Genomic DNA, 23,387 nt, shown 5'->3' with positions numbered 1-23,387 from the left:
CGCCTTAACGGCGGGCCTTGGCGTTAGTGCCCCCGACACGAATCGAACGTGCGACCTTTGGTACCGGAAACCAATGCTCTATCCCCTGAGCTACGGAGGCGTAACGAAATAAGAGTGTACCAGCCAGTCCGCTCTACTACTAAAGCGTTCAACCTGGACGGGTAACACTTTAGCGCCTTTACCACGTAGAATATTCAATCGTGACGCCTGCAGAACTAGGAAAAGTCGTCCTCGCTGCCCTGCAGCAGGTCGCTGAAGAACAGAACCTTGACTCCACCCTCCTCCCCGCAGAGGTGGCAGTGGAGCGCCCCCGCAACCCGGAGAACGGCGACTACGCCACCACTATTGCTCTGCAAAGCGCCAAGAAACTCAGCACCAACCCGCGTCTGCTCGCTACTCAGCTAGCCGCCCAGCTGGCCACCTCCACTGCCATCGCGGAAGCGACGGTGGCGGGCCCCGGTTTCGTCAACATTCGCCTCGCTGCCGATGCTCAGGGTGAACTCGTCAACACCATTCTTGCTGCTGGAGCAGACTTCGGTAGGGGAGACAGTTTCGCCGGGAAACGCATCAACCTCGAATTTGTGTCCGCCAACCCAACCGGCCCCATTCACCTCGGTGGAACCCGTTGGGCTGCCGTCGGCGATGCGCTCGGGCGCGTCATGGAGGCGGAAGGGGCACGAGTCACCCGCGAGTACTACTTCAATGACCACGGCACGCAGATCGATCGCTTCGCCCGCTCTCTCGTCGCGGCCGCACTGCACCAGCCCACCCCCGAAGACGGTTATGCAGGCGCCTATATTGACGACATTGCCGGCATGATCGTTGCCAACAACCCCGGTGTCTGTGGCCTCCCCACGGAGGAACGCCAGGAGGTCTTCCGCAGCCAAGGTGTGGAGATGATGTTTGCGCATATCAAGCGCACCCTCCACGAGTTCGGCACCGACTTCGACGTGTACTTCCACGAAAACTCGCTTTTCGAGGACGGCGCCGTCGATGCCGCAATCGGCATCCTCAAAGAGTCTGGCAACCTCTACTTTGCTGATGGAGCCTGGTGGCTACGCTCCTCCGACTTCGGTGACGATAAGGACCGCGTCGTCATCAAATCTGACGGGAATGCCGCCTACATTGCCGGCGATATCGCCTACGTGAAGAACAAGTTCGACCGTGGTCACGACCTCTGCATCTACATGCTGGGGGCAGACCACCACGGCTATATCGCCCGTCTGAAGGCAGCCGCTCAGGCACTCGGCTACAACCCCGACGGAGTAGAGGTCCTCATTGGACAGATGGTCAATCTGGTGCGTGACGGTAAATCCGTCAAAATGTCAAAGCGCGCCGGCACCGTCATCACCCTCGACGACCTAGTCGAAGCGATCGGTGTAGACGCCGCCCGCTACTCCATGATCCGCTCTTCGGTGGACTCCAGCTTGGATATTGACCTGGAACTCTGGGCTTCCAAGTCCAATGACAACCCGGTCTTCTACGTGCAGTACGCACACGCTCGCCTATGCTCTCTGCAGCGTAAAGCAGACGAACTTGGCATCACCCGCGACGCCGCCGACCTCGCACTCCTCACCCACGAGCGCGAAGGCGACCTTATTCGTACCCTCGGCGAATTCCCCACAGTCGTCGCAAGTGCTGCGGAACTGCGGGAACCCCACCGAGTTGCCCGTTACCTGGAAGGCCTCGCCGCCTCCTACCACCGGTTCTACGATTCGTGCCAGGTTCTCCCCAAAGCAGATAGCGTCGACAACGATGAAGACGCAGCTCTTCACTCAGCCCGCCTAGCCCTGTGTGCTGCAACCCGCCAAACTCTCGACAACGGCCTGCAGCTCCTCGGCGTTACCGCACCGGAGCGCATGTGACCGTCAACCCCGCAGGATCCCGCCACGAAACTCACGAAGTCGCAGATCTTATGGGAGTGCGTAAGCCTCCCGCAGATATGAATGATTTGCCAGCCATCGTCTGGCCCAAGACGACCGATCGCAATGCTGACGGTGTCGTCACCATTGGGGGCGTCGCCATCACCGACCTGGTAGCCGAATACGGCACTCCTCTCTTCGTCTTGGACGAAGAGGACTTCCGCACCCGCGTCGCCACCATGGCAGAATCCTTCGGTGGTGCCCACAACGTGCACTACGCTGCCAAGGCTTTCCTCTGCGGAGAAGTTGCCCGCTGGATTAATGAGGCAGGTCTCTGCATGGATGTCGCCTCTGGTTATGAGATGGGTGTTGCCCTCGCCGCTGGATTCCCAGCCAGCCGCATGACGCTGCACGGCAATAACAAGTCCGTCGCGGAGCTCCGTCGAGCTGTTGAGATTGGCGTTGAGCACGTTGTAGTGGACTCCCTCTACGAGATCGATCGGCTCAACGCAGTGGCCGGAGAGCTGGGGAAACGCCAAAACGTTTTTGTCCGCGTCACCTGTGGAGTGGAAGCGCACACGCATGACTTCATTGCCACCGCCCACGAGGATCAGAAGTTCGGTTTCTCTCTCGTCAGCGGCCAGGCTGCGGAAGCCGTGCGACGTGTCATTGAAGCTGACAATCTCATCCTCAACGGTCTCCACAGCCATATTGGCTCCCAGATCTTCGATGTTGCCGGCTTCGACATGGCGGCGCACCGTATCATTAAGTTCTTCGCAGCCATTGTCGACGAGTATGGTCCAGAAGCAACAGAGGGCTTCTCCATTGTTGACCTTGGTGGTGGATTCGGCATTGCCTATCTTGAGTCTGATGATCCGCCCACTATCCCCGAGATTGCCGCGGATCTGCGCGCTATTGTGGAAAAGGAAGCTGCCGCTGCTGGTATCCCCACCCCCCAGCTGATGGTGGAGCCGGGACGGTCTATCGCCGGCCCCTCCATGGTGACTCTCTACACCGTTGGTACTTTGAAAGACGTGGTGCTGCCCTCTGGTGTCACCCGCCATTATGTGGCAGTGGACGGAGGTATGAGTGACAATATTCGTACCGCCCTCTACGATGCTGAATACGATTGTCGGCTCATCAACCGCATCACCGACGCAGAACCCGCACTTTGCCGAGTTGTGGGCAAGCATTGCGAAAGCGGCGATGTTGTCGTCCGTGACACGTGGCAGCCCGCAGATGTCCACCCAGACGATATCCTGGGTGTAGCGGCCACCGGCGCATACTGCTACGCCATGGCTAGCCGCTACAACATGCTGACCCGACCCGCCGTCGTCGCGGTACGTGAGGGCAAAGCCCGACTCATCCTTCGTCGAGAAACGCTCGACGATCTGCTTAGCCTGGAGGTTTCATGACCCGCGAAGCTCACACCGAACTCTGTCAGTCCGAGGTTGGCGTTGCCATTCTCGGTATGGGAACGGTGGGCACTGAAGTAGTTCGTCTTCTCAACGAGCACGGTGATTCCTTCACTCACCGCATTGGGGCTCCCGTCGTCATTCGCGGTATCGCCGTCCGTGACACCTCTCGCGATCGCGGTGTGGATCCCAGTCTCATTACCGATGACGCCCAAGCTCTCGTTGACCGTCCCGACGTTGACGTTGTTGTCGAGGTTATCGGCGGCATCGAGGGATCCCGCCAGCTCTTGCTCTCGGCTCTTAAGCAGGGAAAGTCCGTCGTTACCGCCAATAAGGCACTGGTTGCTGCCCACGCTGCAGAACTTGCCGCCGCAGCCGATGAGTCCCAGGTGGACCTTTACTTCGAAGCTGCCGTCGCCGGGGCGATCCCGATCATTGGCCCCCTTAAGCGGTCGATGGCGGGTGACGAGATTCAGCGCGTCATGGGTATCGTCAACGGCACCACAAACTTCATCCTCTCCGCAATGGACGAAACCGGCGCCGACTATGCTGAGACCCTCGCGGAAGCCGGTCGACTGGGCTATGCCGAAGCCGACCCGACTGCTGACGTGGAAGGCTTCGACGCTGCCTCGAAGGCAGCTATTCTCTCCACTCTGGCGTTCCACTCTCGTGTGACGGCCAACGATGTGTACCGCGAAGGCATCACCAAGATTACCCAGCAGGACATCAAGTCTGCCCGCAAGCTCAACTGCACGATCAAACTGCTGGCAGTGTGCGAGCGCATCATTTCTGAGGACGGTTCACAGTCCGTTTCCGCCCGCGTTTACCCGGCTCTCGTTCCGCTCACCCACCAGCTGGCCACCGTTAATGGTGCCTTCAATGCGGTGTTCCTGGAAGCCGAATCCGCCGGACAGATCATGTTCTATGGACCCGGTGCAGGCGGAGCTCCCACCGCTTCCGCGGTGCTGGGCGACCTGGTTGCCGCTTCCCGTAACGTTGTGCATGGGGGACGTGCTCCGGGAGATAACACCTACGCCAACCTGCCCATCGCTGAATTCGGCGACGTGCAGACCCGCTACCTCGTCAACATGCATGTGGTGGACGAAAAAGGCACCCTTTCCAAGGTCGCTGAAGTGTTCGCCAACCATGACATCTCCATCGCCACCGTCCACCAAGATGATGTAGTGGAGAATGAAGACGGCACTAACATTGATCCCGATGGTAAGTTTGCTCGCCTGGCAGTGGTCACCCACCGCGCTAGCGAAGCTAACCTCGCCGCATGTGTGGAATCCCTTGGTAACTCTGAAAGTGTTGTCAAGGTGACCTCGGTGCTCCGTATGGAAGGCCAGGACAACTAGGCCGCTCGCCACGGGACGGCAGGACGACCACTCATTAAAGGAGACTCATCGTGAAAGATGGGATGGCCGAAGCACGCATGCTTCCGGTTGGCGCAAAGGCCGCTATTCGTGTACCCGCCTCTAGTGCGAATCTTGGCCCCGGCTTTGACACCCTCGGTTTGGCACTGGGAATTTGGGATGACGTCTCCTGCGAAGTCATCGACTCTGGCCTTGTTATTGAGGTCACTGGTGAGGGCGCGGGGGAGGTGCCTCTCGACGAAGGGCACCTCGTTTACCGTGCATTCCGTGCTGGCATGGAAGCTAACGGGTACGATGTGCCGGGGTTGCGGCTGGTCTGCCACAACCGTGTTCCGGAATCACGCGGATTGGGTTCCTCAGCAGCTGCTGCAGTCGGTGGCGTTGCACTGGCCGACGCACTCTGCGATCGTCCTTTCGAACTGAAACGGATGGTACAGATCTCCTCGGAGTTTGAAGGCCACCCTGATAATTCCTCCGCGGCGGTGCTTGGCGGCATGGTGGTCTCCTGGGCAGATCAACCGGGCTTTGCCAACACGTCCTACCACGCTATTCGGCTCGATGTGCACCCGGATATTCGGGCCACCGTCCTCGTGCCATACTCCCGCTCATCCACGGAGGAAACCCGTGCAGTTCTGCCCTCCATGGTGCCGCATCAGGATGCCATTTTTAATGTCTCGCGTGCAGCAATGATGATGCTGGCTATGACGAAGTGTCCCGATCTGCTTTTTGATGCCTCAGATGACCGTCTCCATCAACGCCAGCGGGCAGCCGCACTGCCCGTCACCACCCGGTGGATTCGCCGACTGCGTGATCGTGGATTGGCTGCCATGGTGTCTGGTGCCGGTCCAACCGCCTTGTGTCTCCATGTAGGTGGCTTCCCGGCAGACTTGCAGGCGGAAGCTGAGGAAGACGGATTGCGTGTTCTGCACCTCGATATCTGCGAGGGTGTCCAGCGGGTTTATTAACCGCATGGTCATGTCTTTCTTGCTTAGCTGCTGTTTGTGCAGCTATTCTAGAAGTGTCCCACCACCAGTTAGGGCGTGTAACGCAGGCATGACGTAGCCATCTGCTAATCGCAGAACGTTACTGACAGTCATTGCCTCTGTGTGGAATCTGAAGGACATTCCCCGTTTCTGAACAGCTCTCGTGCTCCTCTCAGAAGTACATGCTGTGAGGGAGAATCATATGAAGCCCCCTATGCTCTCCTGCGTAGGGATGAAAGGACATCCGTGACTAGTACGGACACTATGGATAATGCTGCATTGGCAGAACCCACCCGCTCCCGCCGCGGTAAAGGCGAAGGACTCTCCTCGATGGTCATCCCCGAACTCCGGAAAATGGCTGCCGAAATGGGCATTAAACGCACCTCTGGAATGCGCAAAGGCGACCTCATCGAAGCTATCCAAGCTCAGCAGCGCGGTGGCAATCACAAATCTCAGGGAAACAAAGACTCTCAGCCTGCACCGCAGAGTGGTGCAGCCACGTCTGCTGGCAATGCCGTAGAAAAGGCGAAGGCTGCAGACGACAGTGGAAAGAAGTCTGGCGCCTCCGAACAGAAGAACGACCAGCTGGGACAAGCCAAGAAGGACACCGCCGATAACGACGGTAACGATAACCGTCCTCGGCGCCGGCGCAACCGCAGTAATAACAACGGTAACTCTGGCGGAAACACTAACAGCGGTAGCAATGGTAATGCCGGAAACGCATCCGCTAAAGCCAATGTGGGGGGAAACTCGAACGGTAATTTCGCAAAGAATAGCGGCGCCAATAGTACAAAGGGTAGTAACGCTGGCGCGAAGGGCGGCAATAGCACTGCCGATGGTGGTAATGCTGCTGCTCATGGCGTGAAAGATAACGCAAACGAGAAGAGCGACGGTAACCAAGACGGTAACAACAATCGCAACCGCAATCGTCGGGACCGCAACAATCGTCGGGACCGCAACAATCGCAATAACAGCCGCAACCGGGATGACCGCGATACTGAGATTCGAGAAGGCGATGTGCTGCAACCTGTCGCGGGCATTCTCGACATTCTCGAGAATTACGCGTTCGTCCGTACCTCCGGCTATTCCGCTGGCCCGCATGATGTTTACGTGTCGATGAATATGGTGCGCAAGGCTGGTCTGCGCCGCGGTGACGCCATCGTGGGGGCGGTGCGGATGCCGCGCGAAGGCAGCAAACAGAACCACAATAATCGGCAGAAGTTTAACCCCCTCGTGCGGATCGACTCCGTCAATGGATTGACCCCGGAGCTAGCCGCCCAGCGCCCCGAGTTTTCTAAGCTCACCCCGCTGTACCCCAACCAGCGGCTGCGCCTGGAAACTACCAAGGAGAACATCACCACCCGGCTTATCGACCTCATCATGCCGATCGGTAAAGGTCAGCGGGCCCTCATCGTGTCGCCCCCGAAAGCCGGTAAAACCACCGTGCTGCAGGCGATCGCCAACGCCATCACCACCAACTACCCCGAATGTCATCTGATGGTGGTGCTGGTTGATGAGCGCCCGGAAGAAGTGACGGACATGCAGCGTAGCGTGAAGGGCGAAGTTATCGCCTCCACCTTCGACTGCCCGCCCTCCAACCACACCACCGTGTCCGAACTCGCCATCGAGCGGGCCAAGCGACTAGTGGAACAAGGTATGGATGTTGTTGTGCTGCTGGACTCCATTACCCGTTTGGGTCGTGCATACAACAACAGTTCCCCCGCATCGGGTCGCATCTTGTCCGGCGGTGTGGACTCCACCGCGCTCTACCCGCCGAAACGCTTCCTCGGTGCCGCCCGCAACATCGAAAATGGTGGTTCGCTCACCATTATCGCTACTGCCATGGTGGAGACTGGTTCCGCTGGCGATACTGTCATCTTTGAGGAGTTCAAGGGTACGGGTAACGCGGAGCTGAAGCTTGATCGCCGTATCGCAGAGCGGCGTGTCTTCCCCGCTATCGATCTCAACCCCTCCGGTACTCGCAAGGATGAGCTGCTGCTGGGTGCTGAGGAATACCAGATTGTCCACAAGTTCCGCCGGGTGCTCTCCGGTCTCGAGCCGATTCCGGCCATTGAGCTTGTCATCAAGCAACTCAAGAAGACCAAAAACAACCGCGAATTCCTCATGCAGATCGCAAAGACGACCCCCAATATGGACGAGGAGGCCTAAGACCTGTGGCTACCGCAGTTTCTGCAGTAGATGACGTCCTATCGGAATATGCCGGGCTTGAGGCCCAGCTCGCCGACCCGGAGTTGCATAACGATCAGGCCGCTGCCCGTCGTGTCGCTAAGCGTTTCGCTGAGCTCGGCCCGGTGGTCAAGTGCTACCGCGAGCTCCAGCAGGCACAAGACGATCTGGAAGCTGCACGTGAACTGGCTGATGAAGACGCTTCTTTCAAGGAAGAGGCGGCCCGGTTGGAGCTGGTTGTTGCCAGCCTGGAAGAACAGCTCACGGATCTGCTGGCGCCCCGCGACCCGCATGATGGTGACGATATCGTGCTGGAAGTGAAGTCTGGCGAGGGGGGGGAAGAGTCTGCACTCTTTGCGGCTGACCTCGCGCGTATGTACACCAAGTATTTCGACAAGCTTGGTTGGCGGGTAGAAGTGCTCGATGCCACCGAATCCGATATGGGCGGATACAAGGATATCTCTATGTCGGTAAAGACCCGTGAGCCCAGCCGTGATGGGGTCTGGTCCAAGATGAAGTTTGAAGGTGGCGTCCACCGTGTGCAGCGTGTGCCTGTCACTGAATCGCAGGGACGTATTCATACCTCTGCAGCCGGTGTCTTCGTCTTTCCCGAGCCGGAGGAAGTGGAAGAAATTGAGATCGATGAGAAGGATATTCGCATCGACGTCTACCGTTCTTCCGGCAAGGGCGGCCAGGGCGTTAATACCACCGACTCGGCAGTGCGTATCACCTACCTGCCCACAGGTCTTATCGTCACCTGTCAGAATGAGCGTTCCCAGCTGCAGAACAAGATCCGTGCAATGCAGGTGTTGAAGGCGCGTTTGCAGGCTATTCGGGAAGAGGAAGCGGCTGCCGAATCTGCCTCCGGACGTACCGATCAGGTTCGTACCGTGGACCGCTCGGAACGCATCCGTACCTACAATTTCCCGGAAAACCGTATTACGGACCACCGTATTGGGTATAAGGCCCACAACCTTGACCAGGTGCTCGATGGGGATATGGGAGAGCTCATTGATGCGTTGGTAGAAGCAGATCGTAAAGCCCGCATTGAAGCGGAGTAATACCCGGTGAATAACCCATTGCAACTTGTGCTCCCCCCTGACCTGTCAGTGCGCACCCTGTTGCGGTGGGGTTCTGACTGTCTCTCGGCGGCTGGGGTGGCATCACCCACCGCGGAGGCGCGTCTGCTGGTGGCGGCTGTGATTCCCTGTGAACCATCCGAGCTCATCCTGCACAGTGGCACTTCTGTAAACGATATACAGGGGGAGACGCTACGTACTTGGGTAGTGCGCCGTATGTCCCGTGAACCTCTTCAACACATCCTCGGAGAGGCTCCGTTCTGCGATTTTTCGGTTGTAGTAGGGGAGGGTGTGTTCATTCCCCGCCCGGAAACCGAACTGTTGGCGCAATGGGCCATCGATACGTTGCGTAGTGTGCAGCAGTCCCAAGGTAAGACCGTGACGGGAGAGATACAGGGCGGGGAGCTTCGGTCGTTACACATCCTCGACGTGTGTGCAGGGTCCGGAGTGCTTGCTCTCGCCTTGGCACGTGCATTCCCCACTGCCGAGGTGTGGGCAGTGGAGTATTCCATGCGGGCGCTGCAGTACCTCCATCGCAATGTGGAGAAGCTTGCCCCACAGGTGAGGGTTGTGGAAGGAGATGCTGCATTGCCCTATGACACGTGGGGTATCCCCAGTGGAAGCGTCGATCTTGTGGTGTGCAATCCACCCTATGTGCCTACCGGGAGTGTTGTTGACCAGGAGACCGCAGAGAGTGATCCTGCCGATGCGGTGTTCTCCGGGGAGGATGGGCTGGTGCTGAGTCGTCTGATTCTTCGCCATCTTCCGTTTCTCCTTTCACCCGGTGCGGTGGTGGGAATGGAGCATGATGATGTGACGGGGGAGGCGCTCTGCCAAGAGGCGTCACTAGCTGGTTATAGTGACTGTAGAGATCATTATGATTTGGCAGGCCGTCCGCGTTTTATGACGGCCCACTGGTGCCCGGATGGGCATCGCCCCGGAAGGACAGCCGGATGACGACCTACACCTGTACTCCTGGCCATGACCGCACTGCCGCACTCGCGGCAGCGGCGGCTGCGCTTGCTGCAGGCCAGTTGGTTGTTACTCCGACCGATACTGTGTATGGGGTTGCCTGCGATGCGTTTTCTCCGGCTGCAGTAGCTGCCCTGTTAGCAGCTAAACACCGGGGTCCCGATATGCCAGTGCCAGTTCTAGTTGGCTCATGGCAGGCTGCGGAAGACATCGCAGGGGAGTTACCTACAGTGGCACTCGCGCTGATGAAGGCGTATTGGCCGGGAGGCTTAAGTGTAGTGGTCCCGCAGGCCCAGTCTGTCGAGTGGGATTTGGGGGAGACAACACAGTCCGTCATGCTTCGGATGCCGTTGAATGCGGTAGCAGTGGACTTGCTGCGGCGCACCGGCCCCTTGGGGGTGTCGTCGGCTAATATCACTGGGCATCCACCAGCCACAGCTATTGAGCAGGCTGAGGAGCAGCTTGGGGAAAGTGTTGCCATCTACCTGGATGGTGGACCTGCCGATATTGGTACGGCGTCCACTATTGTTGACGTTACATGTGACCCTCCGCGCATTATCCGGGAGGGTGCCATTACTGCTGACGATATCGCCCGGGTCGTGGGTGTGCCCACGACCGTGCTGCTGCGCCCTGCGATGTAACGCTGAGAGAAAGAGAGAGCATCATTTCCGCTCCACTGGTACGAACGCTAGCTGACGCTTCTATGTTTGGCGTCGCTGGTGGCCTAGGTGTGCCGTGGCGAGAGTTAGGGCTGGTGCTGCTATCGTCGCTCATCGTTGCTTTTCTCATTACTGGTCTGGTCCGTAAGATTGCGATCCGTGGTGGGGCGATGGCTATTCCTCGTCAACGTGATGTCCATGTGATTCCGATTCCACGGTGGGGTGGTGTGGGCATCTTCCTGGCGGTTATCACCGGCTATATCATCGCTTCCAACCTCCCGGCGCTTCAGAACGGTTTTCAGTTTGTGCCTGATCTGAAGGCTGTGATGGTGGGGTCGTGCCTCATCGTCTTGCTGGGCATCGTCGATGACCGGTGGGGCCTTGATGCTGTTACCAAGTTGCTGGGGCAAATCGTGGTGGCGAGCATCATGGTGGTGATGGGTCTCTCCTGGACTCAGATTTATATTCCCTTCGGGGGAATTAATAACCTCGTCCTGGATCCGTGGCAGGCTGGCTTTTTCACCGTGTTGTTGGTGGTGACCATCATTAATGCGGTGAACTTCGTGGATGGTCTGGACGGATTAGCGGCAGGGCTGGGGACAATCGCCTCCCTCGCCATTATGGTGCTGTCGGTGCACCTGTTGTCGGAGCAAGAGGGGGCAGTATCTGCTTATCCACCAGCGATTATTTCCGTTGTCTTGGCAGGTGCGTGCCTCGGATTTTTGCCGCATAACTTCCAGCCCGCGCGTCTCTTTATGGGGGATTCTGGGTCGATGCTCATCGGCCTCAACTTGGCTGCCGCGTCGACCTCCGCCTCGGGGCGCATCTCACTCTCCGCCTATGGGGTAGGGGACTTGGTCGTTTTGCTTTCGCCACTACTGGTGGTGATAGCAGCCATGTTCATCCCGCTACTGGACCTCATCATGGCGGTGATTCGCCGGACGCGTGCCGGGGTAAGCCCATTTACCCCGGACAAGATGCATTTGCATCATCGTCTCCTGCGGGTGGGACATTCGCAGCGCCGTTCAGTTCTGATCATCTACCTCTGGGTGGGGTGGCTCACCACGGCCGCGGTCACGCCCATGCTGGTGCCGTGGCAGGTCTACTTTCCGCTCATTATCTTGCTGGCGCTTATCGTCGCAATCTTGACGTATCTGCCGCGCGTTCAACAGCGCTGGGTTGGCCTACGCGTGCGGCAACAGGTATCTTCCACGTCATCCCGGCGCTCTGCGACGGTTCGGCAGCAGCCGGCGGTCCGCCAATCTCGGGCGCCCCGTTTACCGTGCCGTGTTCGTACACGGAATGACCATCACATTCTGCGAGAGGAACCGACCAATGAGTAACGCCCCCGCTGACGCAGCACCAGCTGCTGGTCAACCGGATCCGCAGCAGTCGGAAGCGGTACAGTCCACAGCTGCACAGTCATCCCAGTATCGAGAGGAGAAACCGCTCCCGCTACTTAATGCTTTGCGCAATGGAGCTATCGGGTTGGCGGTGGTGCTGCTGCTGAGTATGGTCGTCGGCTGGTTTGTGGCCGGTGCCGCTGGTATTTGGGGGGCTGTGATGGGGGGTCTCATAGCAGGTGTGTTTGAACTCATCACTGTGGTGATGGTGTTGCTCACTCGAAATCTTCCGCCGGCGACGACGATGGCCATCATTATGGGTAGTTGGCTGCTGAAGATTCTCATTGCGCTAGTTGTCGTTGCTGCTATTAAAGGATTGGCGTTCTATGATCGCGGCACATTTGTTGCGGTGATGGCAGTGGCATTGGTGGTTGTTTTGGCAGCTGAGACCGTGGGTGTGAAAAAGACGCAAGCCGCTTACGTTACGCCATTCTCAAAAGAGGACTAGTATTTCTGTTAGTGCGTATCGGCGAGTAACCGAGAACCTAAAGGGCAACAGGTTGTCTCGTAGATCACATTTTGTGCTGTTTTCTAGTAAAAAAGAGAGCAGTGCAGTGACACAAGATCATGTGTAATCGCTCGCAGTGAACCGTGCCATAGTCGTCTCTTGCAGATAGGCCTTTTCTGCCGTGCCTGTTAGGGGTGTCTTGTCGTGTTTACTGGCGCCACACATGTGTATGCGGTTCCATTCCATGAGGGGAGAGACCACTGATCAGCTCAGATGTAGCGGCCATGAAGGGTGAATTCCACGCCCCATCTCTTGGGGATTTCTTCCCTGATCCGATCTGGCTTCATGATGTGGCTGGTGGGTGGTTCACCATCGACCGACTCATGGTGGTGCGCCTCTTCGTGATTCTGCTAGTGGCGATCTTCTTCGGTGTCGCCTTCCACAACCCCAAGCTTGTTCCGGGAAAGCTTCAAAACGCCGCAGAAATGGTGCTTGATTTTGTCCGCACCGGCATTGCTGAGGACATCCTCGGTAAGAAAGAAGGAAAGCGTTTCCTTCCGCTTATCACCACCACCTTCGTTATTGTTTTCTTCCTCAACTTGCCCTCGGTTATTCCGTTCCTGAACATCTCGCCGAACGCGCGTATTGGTATGCCGTTGGTGATGGCCATTGTCGGCTACATCGCCTTCATCTACGCGGGATCTCGGAAGTACGGCTTCTTCAAATTCATGAAGTCCTCGGTGGTTATTCCGAACATGCCCCCGGTGATGCACCTCATCGTGGTTCCGATCGAGTTCATCTCAACGTTCATCCTGCGGCCGGTTACCCTGACCATCCGTCTCATGGCTAATATGCTTTCGGGGCACCTCATTTTGGCACTCATCTTTGGTGCCACCAACTTCTTCTTCTGGCAGCTCAATGGTTGGACCGCACTGTCTGCAGTGACGCTGGTCGCCGCCATCCTCTTTACCCTCTTCGAGCTGTTGGTCATCTTCCTGCAGGCATACATCTTTGCTCTGCTGGTCGCTGTGTATATCGATCTTTCGCTACACGCCAGTGAGCACTAGTCGCCAGAAACGCTACTAAGCTCACACCTCACAACTTCATATGCACATCATTTGAGCTTCCCCCCACGATGGGTGGGGAGGACTAAGAAGGGAAAAATAATGGATCTGATGACGCTTGCCGCCAACGCAGAAACCACCATCCGGGGTCTCGGTACCGTCGGTTACGGTATCTCTACCCTCGGCCCCGGCCTGGGCATCGGTATCGTCGCCGGCAAGACCGTTGAGGCTATGGCCCGCCAGCCCGAAATGGCCGGTCAGCTCCGTACCACCATGTTCCTTGGCATTGCTTTTACCGAAGCCCTCGCCCTGATCGCCCTCGTGGCCGGCTTCCTCTTCTAAACGTTGGGACTACCCGAAATGATGACCTCACTTATCCTTGCCTCCGGAGGAGGAGACTCCACCGAGAACATGCCTCTCGGCGGCAGTCTCGGCCCCCTCTTCCCGGCTAACTATGACGTGGTGTGGTCACTGGTCTGTTTCATCGTCATCATGCTGTTGATGTGGAAATTCGTCCTCCCGCGCTATGGAAAGGTCTTCCAGGAACGACGGGATCGTATTGAAGGCGGCATGGCCAAGGCTGAAGAGCTGCAGGCCAAGGCGCAGCAAACGTTGGATGAATACAACCAACAGCTGGCACAAGCTCACGATGACGCAACCCAGATTCGCGAGGAAGCTCGTGAACAGGGACGACAGATCGTGGCTGAGATGAAGGACAAGGCCATGGCCGAGTCCAGTCGCATTATTGCCAGCGGACAGCAGTCCCTAGATGCGCAGCGGCAGAAGGTTTACACCGATCTGAAGAATGACATTGGTGTTCAAGCGACGAACCTGGCAGAACTCATCCTTCGCGACGAACTGGATGATGACGCCAAGCGAGCTGACACCATTGATGCTTTCCTCGCCAGCCTCGGTGACAATGACACTGCGGGAGTGGCCCGTCAATGAGTGTCATGTATGCCGCCAGCCGCGATGCTCTCGCTACTATCCGTTCCCTCGCAGAACAACTCATTCGCGAGAGTGAACAGCCCGTAGTAGTGGGGCAGCAGGTGGGTGCTGAACTGTTCACGATCGTTGAACTAGTTGAAGCAGACCGTCCGACCCGCGTTGCACTAGCAGACGTGTCTGTCAGTCCGGAACAGCGCAACGCACTGATGACGCGCCTCATCGAGGGCAAAGTATTGCCCGAGACATTGCGTGTGTGTCAGGAAGCTACCGCGCTTGATTGGTCTAATCCGGCCGATCTCCGTGACGGACTCGTTCGCACCGCCCGCTCTGCACTTCTCCAGGCAGCTGAACTTTCGAACTCGCTGCCGCAGGTAGAAGAGGAACTCTTCCGCCTGAGCCGGACGATCAAGGCCCATCCTGGATTGGAACAGGCCTTGGGCGATCGGCAGGCGTCTGCAGATGAGCGACGCGCCCTGCTGGCACAGTTGTTGTACGGAAAAGTCTCTGCGATTTCCGAGATCCTCGCTTCACAGGCGGTCGCTCGCCCACAAGAAGGACTCGTCGCTGATGACCTCGATATTCTTTCGCGTCAGGCGGCGCATGAAACTGGTCGGCGTGTTGCCGACGTGACTACTCCTGTAGCACTCACCGATGCTCAGCGTGAAGGCCTTCGTGCGAAGCTTCACGACATCTATGGCATCGAGGTGTCCATCCACGAGGTGATTGACCGCAACATCATTGGCGGCGTCATCATCAAGGTGGGCAACGAAATTATCAATGGAAGCCTCGCTAGCAAGCTTGAATCGCTCCGGCGCAGCTTGGTCTAGACAAAAACAATTAGGAAGAGCAGGGAAAAGATGGCGGAGTTGAAGATCTCCTCCGAAGAAATTCGGGATGCCCTTGCACAGTTCCGGGACTCCTACGACCCCAGCGCTACCCGCAGCGAAATTGGTGCCGTAGTTGAAGCCGCCGACGGTATCGCCCGCGTCAGCGGACTGCCCTCGGCAATGGCTAACGAGCTGGTGGAATTCCCGGGTGGTGTACTTGGTGTCGCCCAGAACCTGGACGAGCGCGAAATCGGCGCTGTGGTGCTGGGTAGCTTCGAAGAAATCAAGGAGGGTGACGAAGTTCGCCGCACTGGAGAGGTACTCTCCATTCCCGTCGGCGATGCCTTCCTCGGCCGCGTGATCAACCCGCTCGGCCAGCCCATCGATGGCAAAGGGCCGATCGAGGCCGAGACCGAACGTCCTCTCGAACTGCAGGCACCCACCGTACTACAGCGCAAGCCGGTACACGAGCCGATGCAGACCGGTCTCAAGGCTATTGACGCTATGACCCCCATTGGTCGGGGCCAGCGTCAGCTTGTCATTGGCGACCGCAAGACCGGTAAGACCTCTATCTGCACCGACACCATCATTAACCAGAAGGCGAACTGGGAATCCGGTGATCCTTCCAAACAGGTTCGCTGCATCTATGTCGCCATCGGCCAAAAGGGTTCCACCATTGCAGGTGTTCAGGCTGCTCTGGAAGAGTACGGCGCCATGGAATACACCACCATTGTGGCGGCCCCCGCATCCGACTCCGCCGGCTTCAAGTGGCTCGCACCCTTCTCGGGCTCCGCTTTGGGGCAGCACTGGATGTACCAGGGCAAGCACGTCCTCATTGTCTTCGACGACCTGTCCAAGCAAGCTGAAGCATACCGTGCAATCTCCCTGCTGCTGCGCCGTCCGCCGGGACGTGAAGCCTACCCCGGTGATGTCTTCTATCTGCACTCCCGCCTTCTCGAACGGTGTGCGAAGCTCTCCGACGATATGGGAGGCGGTTCCATGACCGGCCTGCCGATTGTCGAGACTAAGGCTAACGACGTCTCTGCCTACATTCCGACCAACGTCATTTCCATTACCGACGGCCAGGTGTTCCTCGAGTCCAACCTCTTCAACAGTGGCGTGCGTCCCGCCGTTAACGTGGGTATTTCCGTGTCCCGCGTGGGTGGCGCTGCCCAGACAAAGGGCATGAAGAAGGTTTCCGGTCGTGTTCGTCTGGATCTTGCCTCCTACCGCGAACTGGAAGGCTTCGCCGCATTCGCATCTGACCTCGATGATGCGTCGAAGCGTCAGCTGGCCCGCGGTTCTCGCCTAGTGGAAGTCCTGAAACAAGGCGAGCATCACCCATGGTCGGTAGAGGACCAGATCGTCACCATCTACCTGGCTAGTAACGGCTACTACGATGAGGTGCCGGTGGAGGAAGTCCGACGCTTCGAAGAGCAGCTCATGAGCGAGCTACACCGCAATTCCTCCGGCATCTTCGACGCCATCGACGGGGGCGCCCCGTTGACGGATGAGGTTATCACCACCCTGGTCGACGCTACCGAGGCATTCAAGAAGATCTTCCGTCTCTCCGATGGCTCCTCGCTGCAGGCTGAGGCTATGGAAGAAGATGCTGTCACTCAAGAAACCCTGCAGGTGAAGCGCACTGCTTCCCGGAAGGGCTAAAGCATGACGATGACAACTTCTACCAGCCAGAAAGGAGGGGAGTAAGTAATGGCAGATCTGAAAGCGCTGAAAGGTCGAATCGCTGCGACCAAGTCGAATGCGAAGATTTTCCACGCACAGGAGCTCATTGCGACCTCGCGCATTACCCGTGCACAGGCACGTACTACTGCACAAGCACCGTATACGCAAGAACTCGTCAATGTGTTGTCTGCAGTAGCAGGCGCGACTAACATGACGCATCCCCTGCTTGCTGACCGGGCTAACCCAAAACGTGCTGCCGTGCTCATCATCACCAGCGACCGAGGCATGTGTGGTGGCTATAACCACAACGTCTTGAAAGCTGCGGATGAGTTGTGCGAAATGCTCCAGCAGCATGGTACTGAGCCAGTGCTCTACGTGATGGGTGCCAAAGGTATTGCGCACCACTCTTTCCACAACCACCCACTTGCTGGCCAGTGGTCGGGATTCTCCATGAATCCCGAGTACAACGACCTCAAGGTTCCGGTAGAGCATCTGCTTGATAGCTACCTACAAGGATCTGACGGAACTTTGCCAGCCCCTGATGGAACGGAAATTCACGGGTGTGATGCTATCTACCTGGTCTACACCACGTTCCGCTCTATGCTGTCGCAGGTTCCCACCGTGCGTCGCATGATTCCTATCGAGGCAGTGTACGACGACGATCCGATTACCCTCGGCGAGGACATGTTGTCCGACCCTGCCGGATCTGACTCGCTGCCCCCTGAATACGAGTTCGAGCCCAATGCCGAAGAGCTCCTCGACGAGTTGCTCCCACGCTACATCACGACGCGTGTGTTTGCTGCCTCGCTTGAGTCGGCGGCGTCTGAATGCGCTGCGCGGCGCACCGCTATGAAAGCGGCAACCGACAACGCTAATGAACTCATTAAAGACCTCAGCCGTCTTGCTAATACGGCTCGTCAGGCCCAAATTACCCAAGAAATTACCGAGATCGTTGGTGGAGCTGGCGCTCTCTCGGAGAGTGCAGGAAGAGATTAAAAGATGACCTCAGCCCTGACTGATCAGAAGAATATAGCGGATACCGCACTTGAAGGCCGCGTCGTGCGCGTCATCGGCGCCGTGGTGGATGTGGAGTTCCCCCGGGGTGCTATCCCAGAGATCAACAATGCCCTCCACGTTGAGGTGACGCTGAGCGGTGAAACCCGGCTCGTCACCCTCGAAGTTGCTCAGCACCTGGGCGACAATGTGGTTCGCACCATCGCCATGCAGCCCACCGACGGCCTCGTCCGTGGTGTGAAGGTAGTCGACACCGGTAGCTCTATCTCCGTCCCAGTTGGTGACGTAGTGAAGGGACACATCTTCAATGCACTCGGTGAGTGCCTTGACGAGCCCGGTCTCGGCCGTGATGGTCTGCAGTGGTCGATTCACCGTGAGCCGCCGAGCTACGACCAGCTCGAAGGTAAGACCGAAATTCTGGAGACTGGTATTAAGGTCATCGACCTTCTTACCCCTTACGTAAAGGGCGGTAAGATCGGTCTCTTCGGTGGTGCCGGTGTGGGTAAGACCGTTCTTATCCAGGAAATGATTACCCGTATCGCCCGTGAATTCTCCGGTACGTCCGTCTTCGCAGGTGTTGGTGAACGTACTCGTGAGGGTACCGACCTCATTCTGGAAATGGGCGAGATGGGTGTTCTCCCCGATACTGCTCTCGTGTTCGGCCAGATGGATGAACCGCCGGGAGTCCGTATGCGTGTCGCGCTCTCTGCACTGACCATGGCAGAGTACTTCCGCGATGTGCAGGGCCAAGACGTACTCCTCTTCATTGACAACATCTTCCGTTTCACCCAGGCGGGTTCTGAGGTCTCCACGCTGCTCGGCCGTATGCCGTCTGCCGTGGGGTACCAGCCCACTCTGGCAGATGAGATGGGCCAGCTGCAGGAACGTATTACTTCGGTGAAGGGCCACTCTATCACCTCGCTGCAGGCCGTCTACGTCCCCGCAGACGACTACACTGACCCAGCCCCGGCCACCACCTTCGCCCACCTGGACGCCACCACCGAGCTTTCGCGTGGTATTGCCTCCAAGGGTATTTATCCGGCCGTGGATCCGTTGTCCTCCACCTCTCGTATTCTGGAGCCCGGCATCGTTGGTGAAGAGCACTACCGTGTTGCTCAGAACGTCATTAACGTGCTGCAGAAGTACAAGGAACTGCAGGACATCATCGCCATCCTCGGTATGGACGAACTGTCTGAAGAGGACAAGGTGTTGGTTGGTCGTGCTCGTCGCATCGAGCAGTTCCTTGGCCAGAACATGCTGGTGGCAGAGAAGTTCACCGGTACTCCGGGTTCGGTGGTTCCACTGGCAGACACCATTGAGGCCTTCGACAAGATCTGCAAGGGCGAGTTCGACAAGTACCCGGAGCAGGCCTTCAACGATGTGGGTGGTCTGGACCAGGTGGAGGCCAAGGCTAAGGCTCTTAAGGGAGAGTAACCATAATGGCCGACTTGGATGTTTCAATCGTCTCCGTTGATGGGTCCGTCTGGTACGGAACCGCAACTAGTGTGACTAGTACAACGGTCGAAGGCGAGATGGGTATCCTCTACGGACGCCAACCTATCCTGGCTCAGATGGCAGAAGATGGGGTCGTGACGGTGCATAGCACCGATGGAGAATTCCTCGTCTTTGCGGTATCCGGCGGTTTCCTGTCCTGTACAGGAGCCAATGTTATCGTGATGGCAGAGAAAGCCATGCCCGCTTCGGATGTTTCCCTTGAGGATGTAGAAAAGAAGTTGGCGGCGCTTCCTGAGGACGGTTCTGGCGGAGAACGAGCTCAGTTGCGGGCGCAGATTCGTGCCGCGAAGCGGCTCGCCGCAGCATAGTAAAAAATGAAGCATGAGGGAGCTGCCTCGGAGTTCGTTCGTGAGCTGGAAAGCTAGCGATCAATAGGGATTTCGGGGTAAGCTGCCTTCATGTGGTGGAGTGGTATCGTAGCCGTTAGCGTAGTACTTATTGCGCTAGCGGTTGCATCGTATTTTTTCTACTGTCATATGACTGCATTACAGGACAAAGGCACTGGCGTCCTCATGCGTGTTCGCCCTGCTGAGGGAGAACACGGTTGGCGGCATGGGATTCTCGTCTATGAAGAGAATCGAGTACGTTTTTACAAGCTTTTGATATTCGTTGATCGAAAAGCCTTCGATCTCAACCGTGATGAAATCCACATATTGGCGTGCCGTAGCCCACACGGGTTGGAAATCCGGCTAATGGACGAGACCACCCGGATTGTCGCCATCACGGGTTGTGATCCGGAGGTGGAATTGGCGTTAAGCCCCTCCGCCCACGCCGCACTGCTTTCCTGGTTGGAGTCTCGGCCCTCGAAGCGGCTTTATCAACAAGGTCTATAGAAAAATCCCTCCCCAAAGTATTAGGGGAGGGATCGTTTTAGTCCTGGGTTTCCCGCTGGTGCTCCCGTTCCTCGCGTTCCGCAAAGGACGCGACTACGGGGTTCTCTGGGCGAGCCAGTACCGTCGCATCCGAGCGGCCGCGTAGTACCGTTGCTCCATCGATCATCCAGAAATGCGCTTCTTCCACATTGGCAAGGTTAACTGTCCGCTGTGAAGCCAGAATGCGGCCTGGTTCGCGCTTAGCCAGCTCAGAAAGACGAGAGGCAATATTTACTGGGTCGCCGATGACGGTGTACTCGTAGCGGTCTTTAGAGCCAATACTTCCGGCCACCACCCGGCCAGCAGAAATCCCGACAGCAGCTGCGATTTCCGGTAGCTCACGATCGAGTCGGTTCATGACGACACGTGCACAATAGAGAGAGGCTCCAGCCGGATCCGGATGGTCATCAGGAACGTTGTACACAGCCAACACGGCATCACCTGCGAATTTGTTTACGACTCCACCCGTTCGGTTCACCTCTTCCACCACGATGGTATAGAAGCGGTTGAGCAGATCGACAACAGTGGAACTGTCGTATTCTAGGCTGAGTTTGGTAGAGCCAATGATGTCAATGAAGAACACCGACGCATCACGTTGCGTGACATTTCGGCCGGCGGCTGAGGTAGAGAGTGCGCGGTCGGCAATCTTCGACCCCACATGCTTTCGGAAAAGGGTCTTCACATGCTGCTGTTTCCGGAGCTCATGCACCATGTTGTTAAAGCCCGCTTGGAGCTCACCGATCTCTGAACCGTCAAAAACTGCGACTTCAGTATCGAAATCGCCCATCGCCACACGCTCCATTCCGTACCTCACCCGGTTCAAAGGAGGAGTGATGTAGTTAGAGATCTGGACATTGAGCACGGCGGAGAACAACAGAATACACATCGCCATAATGACGATGAAGCGCGACATTTCCTGAATAGAGAACTCTGTGGTGTAGAGGTTAGTTGCCCCGACCAGAAGCAGCCCCAACACGGGCAGGCCTGTCCCGGCGATCCACACGAGAGACATACGGGAGGCAATGCCGGTCACGAAGCGGCTACGGGGGCCATAGTGCGAGAGAACCACAGACGCGGCAGGACGCAATGCAAACTCAGCGGCCAAGAAACACACAGCGGCCATGATGACCGAACCCACCAGTACAGTGAGAACAATCCGCAACCCCATAGAGAGTTCGACGCGACCATAGAGGAAACCGAAGATCACGGCGCCGATCAGCCACAGTACCAACTGCAATAGTGCAAGGTGACGAGGTCCCAGCAGTACCTGCCAGCGGTTTTTCTCAGTGGGAACGCGTTCTTCGACAAACCACTTGAGTGCCTGGTTGATGTACAAAAATGAGCTCGTGATACCAATGGCGTAGGCGATAACGATGAAAGCGGGGACAGCCTTCCACGTCAATACCGCAACGTCCGGTCGAAAAATACGATCCGATGGGACAATGCTGGCGATGATGAACAGGCAGGCAATAGCACCCGACAAGTGCGCTCCGCTCAGCAGTACCCAGAGAATACAGAAGATGCGCGTACGTGCCTTCCGGGGAGTCTCACCAGCGGCCCCCAAGAGTGGAGAACCGAAACGGGAGTATTCTTTCCCCGGTTCTTCCCCTGGCTCAAATCCAAATGGGGTGATATACCGGCGAGGGTAGGGAGGCCGGAGTGGCTTAGGAGATTCTGTGGTCATTATTTCTAAGCCTAAAACTCCAGATGGGGTTCTACCAAGGCCCAGGCTGCGAGAGCCTGTGCATCGGTAATCCGGCTGTCCCGAAATGCAGTTTTCAGCTCGGCCACCGGCCACCAGCGCCAGCGAATATCTGCCTCGGTGTCCTCCTGCTCGGCTTTTCCAGCGGTGAGATTTTGCATAAGGAAGACATGCTGTATTTGTTCCACAAAACCGGGTGCGACATCAATCCACCCCATGTGATGAACATCAGCGGCGCGGTATCCTGTCTCTTCGCGGAGCTCCCGTTGTGCGAGCTCCGCAGGCTCCTGCTCAGCTAGGTCAGGTGCAGTGCCCGCGACGAATTCCCAGCAGCGGCGGCCCAACGCATAACGGTATTGTTCGACCATGAGCACTTCCCCTGCAGGGTCAGCCTCGGACTCTCGCCACGCGACTACTACGACACCTGTGGGTTTGTGAACAACCCCGTAGAGGCCCGGAGAACCATCAGGGCGTTGCAGATCCGACTCTGTCACCACCATCCAGTTGTTTCGATAGACTTCGCGGGTAGCAAGCGTGGTGGGTTCACCACAAACCGGTGGGGTGGAGGGGGTAGACGTCGAACCTGGCATACCTCCATTCTAGGCAAGGTACTCCCCATTTCCCGACAATCTGTCCTATCGTAGGAGGGGTGCGATTGGTTATTGCAGACTGCCAGGTGGACTACGTTGGTCGCCTGAGTGCTCATCTCCCCATGTCTCGTCGTCTCATTCTCATCAAGGCAGATGGGTCTATTAGCGTACACGCAGACGACCGTGCCTATAAGCCTCTCAACTGGATGACTCCCCCCTGTTGGCTCGAGGAACAGACTATTCTGGACGAGGATGACTGCCCCACTGGAGAAAAACTATGGGTGGTGGAGAATAAAGCACGTGAGCAGCTTCGCATCCTCATCGGTGAGGTGGCGCTCGACGAAGAGATTGAGCTGGGGCCGGATCCGGGGCTCGAGAAAGATGGTGTGGAACAGCACCTGCAGGAGCTTCTAGCGGAACACATTGAGGTGTTAGGGGAAGGCTTTACTCTCGTGCGCCGTGAATATCCCACTGCCATTGGGCCAGTGGATATTCTCTGCCGAGATGAGTCCGGTGGGACAGTTGCTGTGGAGATTAAACGTGTGGGGGGTATCGATGGTGTGGAACAGCTCACCCGTTACCTGGAAATGCTGAATCGGGATCCGGTGTTGTCACCGGTACAGGGAGTATTTGCTGCGCAGTCCATTAAGCCACAAGCTCGCACCCTTGCAGAAGATCGCGGAATCCGTTGCACAGTTCTGGATTATGACGAGTTACGTGGTATTGAAAGCACTGAGCTGCGACTCTTTTGACAGCTGCTTAGACTGAGGAAGAACACTCCAGAG

The 23,387-nt window shown here is 57.3% G+C and carries 22 protein-coding genes and 1 tRNA gene; 20 read left to right on the top strand and 3 right to left on the bottom strand.

Translation table 11 applies throughout. From position 1 onward, the window contains the following. Positions 1–27 precede the first annotated feature (27 nt). Positions 28–100 (bottom strand) — tRNA-Arg (locus IY73_RS01635). A 100-nt stretch (positions 101–200) separates the two neighbouring features. Between IY73_RS01635 and argS the strand changes: the two genes are divergently transcribed. From argS to IY73_RS08015, 19 genes are all read left to right on the top strand, one after another. Next, positions 201–1,865 (top strand): arginine--tRNA ligase, encoded by a 1,665-nt coding sequence (gene argS / locus IY73_RS01630; RefSeq protein ID WP_053978732.1) that lies wholly within the window; start codon positions 201–203, stop codon positions 1,863–1,865. Next, positions 1,862–3,277: a diaminopimelate decarboxylase gene (gene lysA, locus IY73_RS01625; RefSeq protein WP_172621824.1), complete on the top strand. Its 1,416-nt coding sequence runs from the start codon at positions 1,862–1,864 to the stop codon at positions 3,275–3,277. The genes argS and lysA overlap by 4 nt, the downstream gene beginning before the upstream one ends. Then, the gene (locus tag IY73_RS01620) at positions 3,274–4,635 is read left to right on the top strand and encodes a homoserine dehydrogenase (RefSeq protein WP_053961529.1); all 1,362 of its coding nucleotides are present in this window, start codon (positions 3,274–3,276) and stop codon (positions 4,633–4,635) included. Before lysA ends, IY73_RS01620 begins: the two co-directional genes overlap by 4 nt. Before the next feature lie 62 nt (positions 4,636–4,697). Then, complete coding sequence (gene thrB, locus IY73_RS01615; RefSeq protein WP_172621877.1) at positions 4,698–5,618, top strand: homoserine kinase; 921 nt, start codon at positions 4,698–4,700, stop codon at positions 5,616–5,618. Between the two features lie 282 nt (positions 5,619–5,900). Next, positions 5,901–7,805, top strand: a complete 1,905-nt coding sequence (gene rho, locus IY73_RS01610; RefSeq protein WP_053961528.1) for a transcription termination factor Rho — start codon at positions 5,901–5,903, stop codon at positions 7,803–7,805. A gap of 5 nt (positions 7,806–7,810) precedes the next feature. Then, positions 7,811–8,884 carry a peptide chain release factor 1 gene (prfA, locus tag IY73_RS01605; RefSeq protein WP_053978731.1) on the top strand — a complete coding sequence of 358 codons (1,074 nt, stop codon included), beginning with the start codon at positions 7,811–7,813 and terminating at the stop codon, positions 8,882–8,884. Between the two features lie 6 nt (positions 8,885–8,890). Further along, entirely contained in the window at positions 8,891–9,859 is a 969-nt protein-coding gene (gene prmC, locus IY73_RS01600; protein ID WP_053978730.1) for a peptide chain release factor N(5)-glutamine methyltransferase, read from the top strand. Continuing rightward, positions 9,856–10,515 carry an L-threonylcarbamoyladenylate synthase gene (locus IY73_RS01595; RefSeq protein WP_053961525.1) on the top strand — a complete coding sequence of 220 codons (660 nt, stop codon included), beginning with the start codon at positions 9,856–9,858 and terminating at the stop codon, positions 10,513–10,515. The genes prmC and IY73_RS01595 overlap by 4 nt, the downstream gene beginning before the upstream one ends. Before the next feature lie 62 nt (positions 10,516–10,577). Next, on the top strand, positions 10,578–11,876 hold the full coding sequence (locus IY73_RS01590; protein WP_082346514.1) for a glycosyltransferase family 4 protein: 1,299 nt from the start codon (positions 10,578–10,580) through the stop codon (positions 11,874–11,876). Next, on the top strand, positions 11,869–12,384 hold the full coding sequence (locus IY73_RS01585; protein ID WP_053978729.1) for a hypothetical protein: 516 nt from the start codon (positions 11,869–11,871) through the stop codon (positions 12,382–12,384). Before IY73_RS01590 ends, IY73_RS01585 begins: the two co-directional genes overlap by 8 nt. 284 nt (positions 12,385–12,668) lie before the next feature. Continuing rightward, complete coding sequence (atpB, locus tag IY73_RS01580; protein WP_053961523.1) at positions 12,669–13,451, top strand: F0F1 ATP synthase subunit A; 783 nt, start codon at positions 12,669–12,671, stop codon at positions 13,449–13,451. Between the two features lie 99 nt (positions 13,452–13,550). Then, on the top strand, positions 13,551–13,790 hold the full coding sequence (locus tag IY73_RS01575) for an ATP synthase F0 subunit C (protein ID WP_053961522.1): 240 nt from the start codon (positions 13,551–13,553) through the stop codon (positions 13,788–13,790). Positions 13,791–13,811: 21 nt separating this feature from the next. Then, positions 13,812–14,396, top strand: a complete 585-nt coding sequence (locus tag IY73_RS01570) for a F0F1 ATP synthase subunit B (RefSeq protein WP_053962638.1) — start codon at positions 13,812–13,814, stop codon at positions 14,394–14,396. Continuing rightward, the gene (locus IY73_RS01565) at positions 14,393–15,223 is read left to right on the top strand and encodes a F0F1 ATP synthase subunit delta (RefSeq protein ID WP_053961521.1); all 831 of its coding nucleotides are present in this window, start codon (positions 14,393–14,395) and stop codon (positions 15,221–15,223) included. The genes IY73_RS01570 and IY73_RS01565 overlap by 4 nt, the downstream gene beginning before the upstream one ends. Positions 15,224–15,253: 30 nt before the next feature. Next, the gene (gene atpA / locus IY73_RS01560) at positions 15,254–16,888 is read left to right on the top strand and encodes a F0F1 ATP synthase subunit alpha (protein WP_053961520.1); all 1,635 of its coding nucleotides are present in this window, start codon (positions 15,254–15,256) and stop codon (positions 16,886–16,888) included. Positions 16,889–16,936: 48 nt separating this feature from the next. Next, positions 16,937–17,905, top strand: a complete 969-nt coding sequence (locus tag IY73_RS01555) for a F0F1 ATP synthase subunit gamma (RefSeq protein WP_053961519.1) — start codon at positions 16,937–16,939, stop codon at positions 17,903–17,905. 3 nt (positions 17,906–17,908) lie between these two features. Beyond that, positions 17,909–19,357, top strand: a complete 1,449-nt coding sequence (gene atpD / locus IY73_RS01550; protein ID WP_053961518.1) for a F0F1 ATP synthase subunit beta — start codon at positions 17,909–17,911, stop codon at positions 19,355–19,357. Between the two features lie 5 nt (positions 19,358–19,362). Beyond that, positions 19,363–19,746, top strand: coding sequence for a F0F1 ATP synthase subunit epsilon (locus tag IY73_RS01545; RefSeq protein ID WP_053961517.1), 384 nt, complete (start codon positions 19,363–19,365; stop codon positions 19,744–19,746). 90 nt (positions 19,747–19,836) lie between these two features. Further along, positions 19,837–20,271, top strand: a complete 435-nt coding sequence (locus tag IY73_RS08015) for a DUF2550 family protein (RefSeq protein WP_082346513.1) — start codon at positions 19,837–19,839, stop codon at positions 20,269–20,271. A gap of 37 nt (positions 20,272–20,308) precedes the next feature. Here the strand turns inward: IY73_RS08015 and IY73_RS01535 are convergent, their stop codons facing one another. Next, complete coding sequence (locus IY73_RS01535) at positions 20,309–21,994, bottom strand: adenylate/guanylate cyclase domain-containing protein (RefSeq protein WP_053978727.1); 1,686 nt, start codon at positions 21,992–21,994, stop codon at positions 20,309–20,311. A gap of 11 nt (positions 21,995–22,005) precedes the next feature. After that, positions 22,006–22,602 (bottom strand): NUDIX domain-containing protein, encoded by a 597-nt coding sequence (locus tag IY73_RS01530; protein ID WP_053961514.1) that lies wholly within the window; start codon positions 22,600–22,602, stop codon positions 22,006–22,008. 59 nt (positions 22,603–22,661) lie between these two features. Between IY73_RS01530 and nucS the strand changes: the two genes are divergently transcribed. After that, positions 22,662–23,354 carry an endonuclease NucS gene (nucS, locus tag IY73_RS01525; protein WP_053961513.1) on the top strand — a complete coding sequence of 231 codons (693 nt, stop codon included), beginning with the start codon at positions 22,662–22,664 and terminating at the stop codon, positions 23,352–23,354. Positions 23,355–23,387: the final 33 nt, after the last annotated feature.

The organism is Lawsonella clevelandensis, from assembly GCF_001293125.1.
GTDB lineage: Bacteria > Actinomycetota > Actinomycetes > Mycobacteriales > Mycobacteriaceae > Lawsonella > Lawsonella clevelandensis.
Note: the sequence above shows the minus strand (reverse complement) of the source record. Positions and strands in the feature narration are given on the sequence as shown.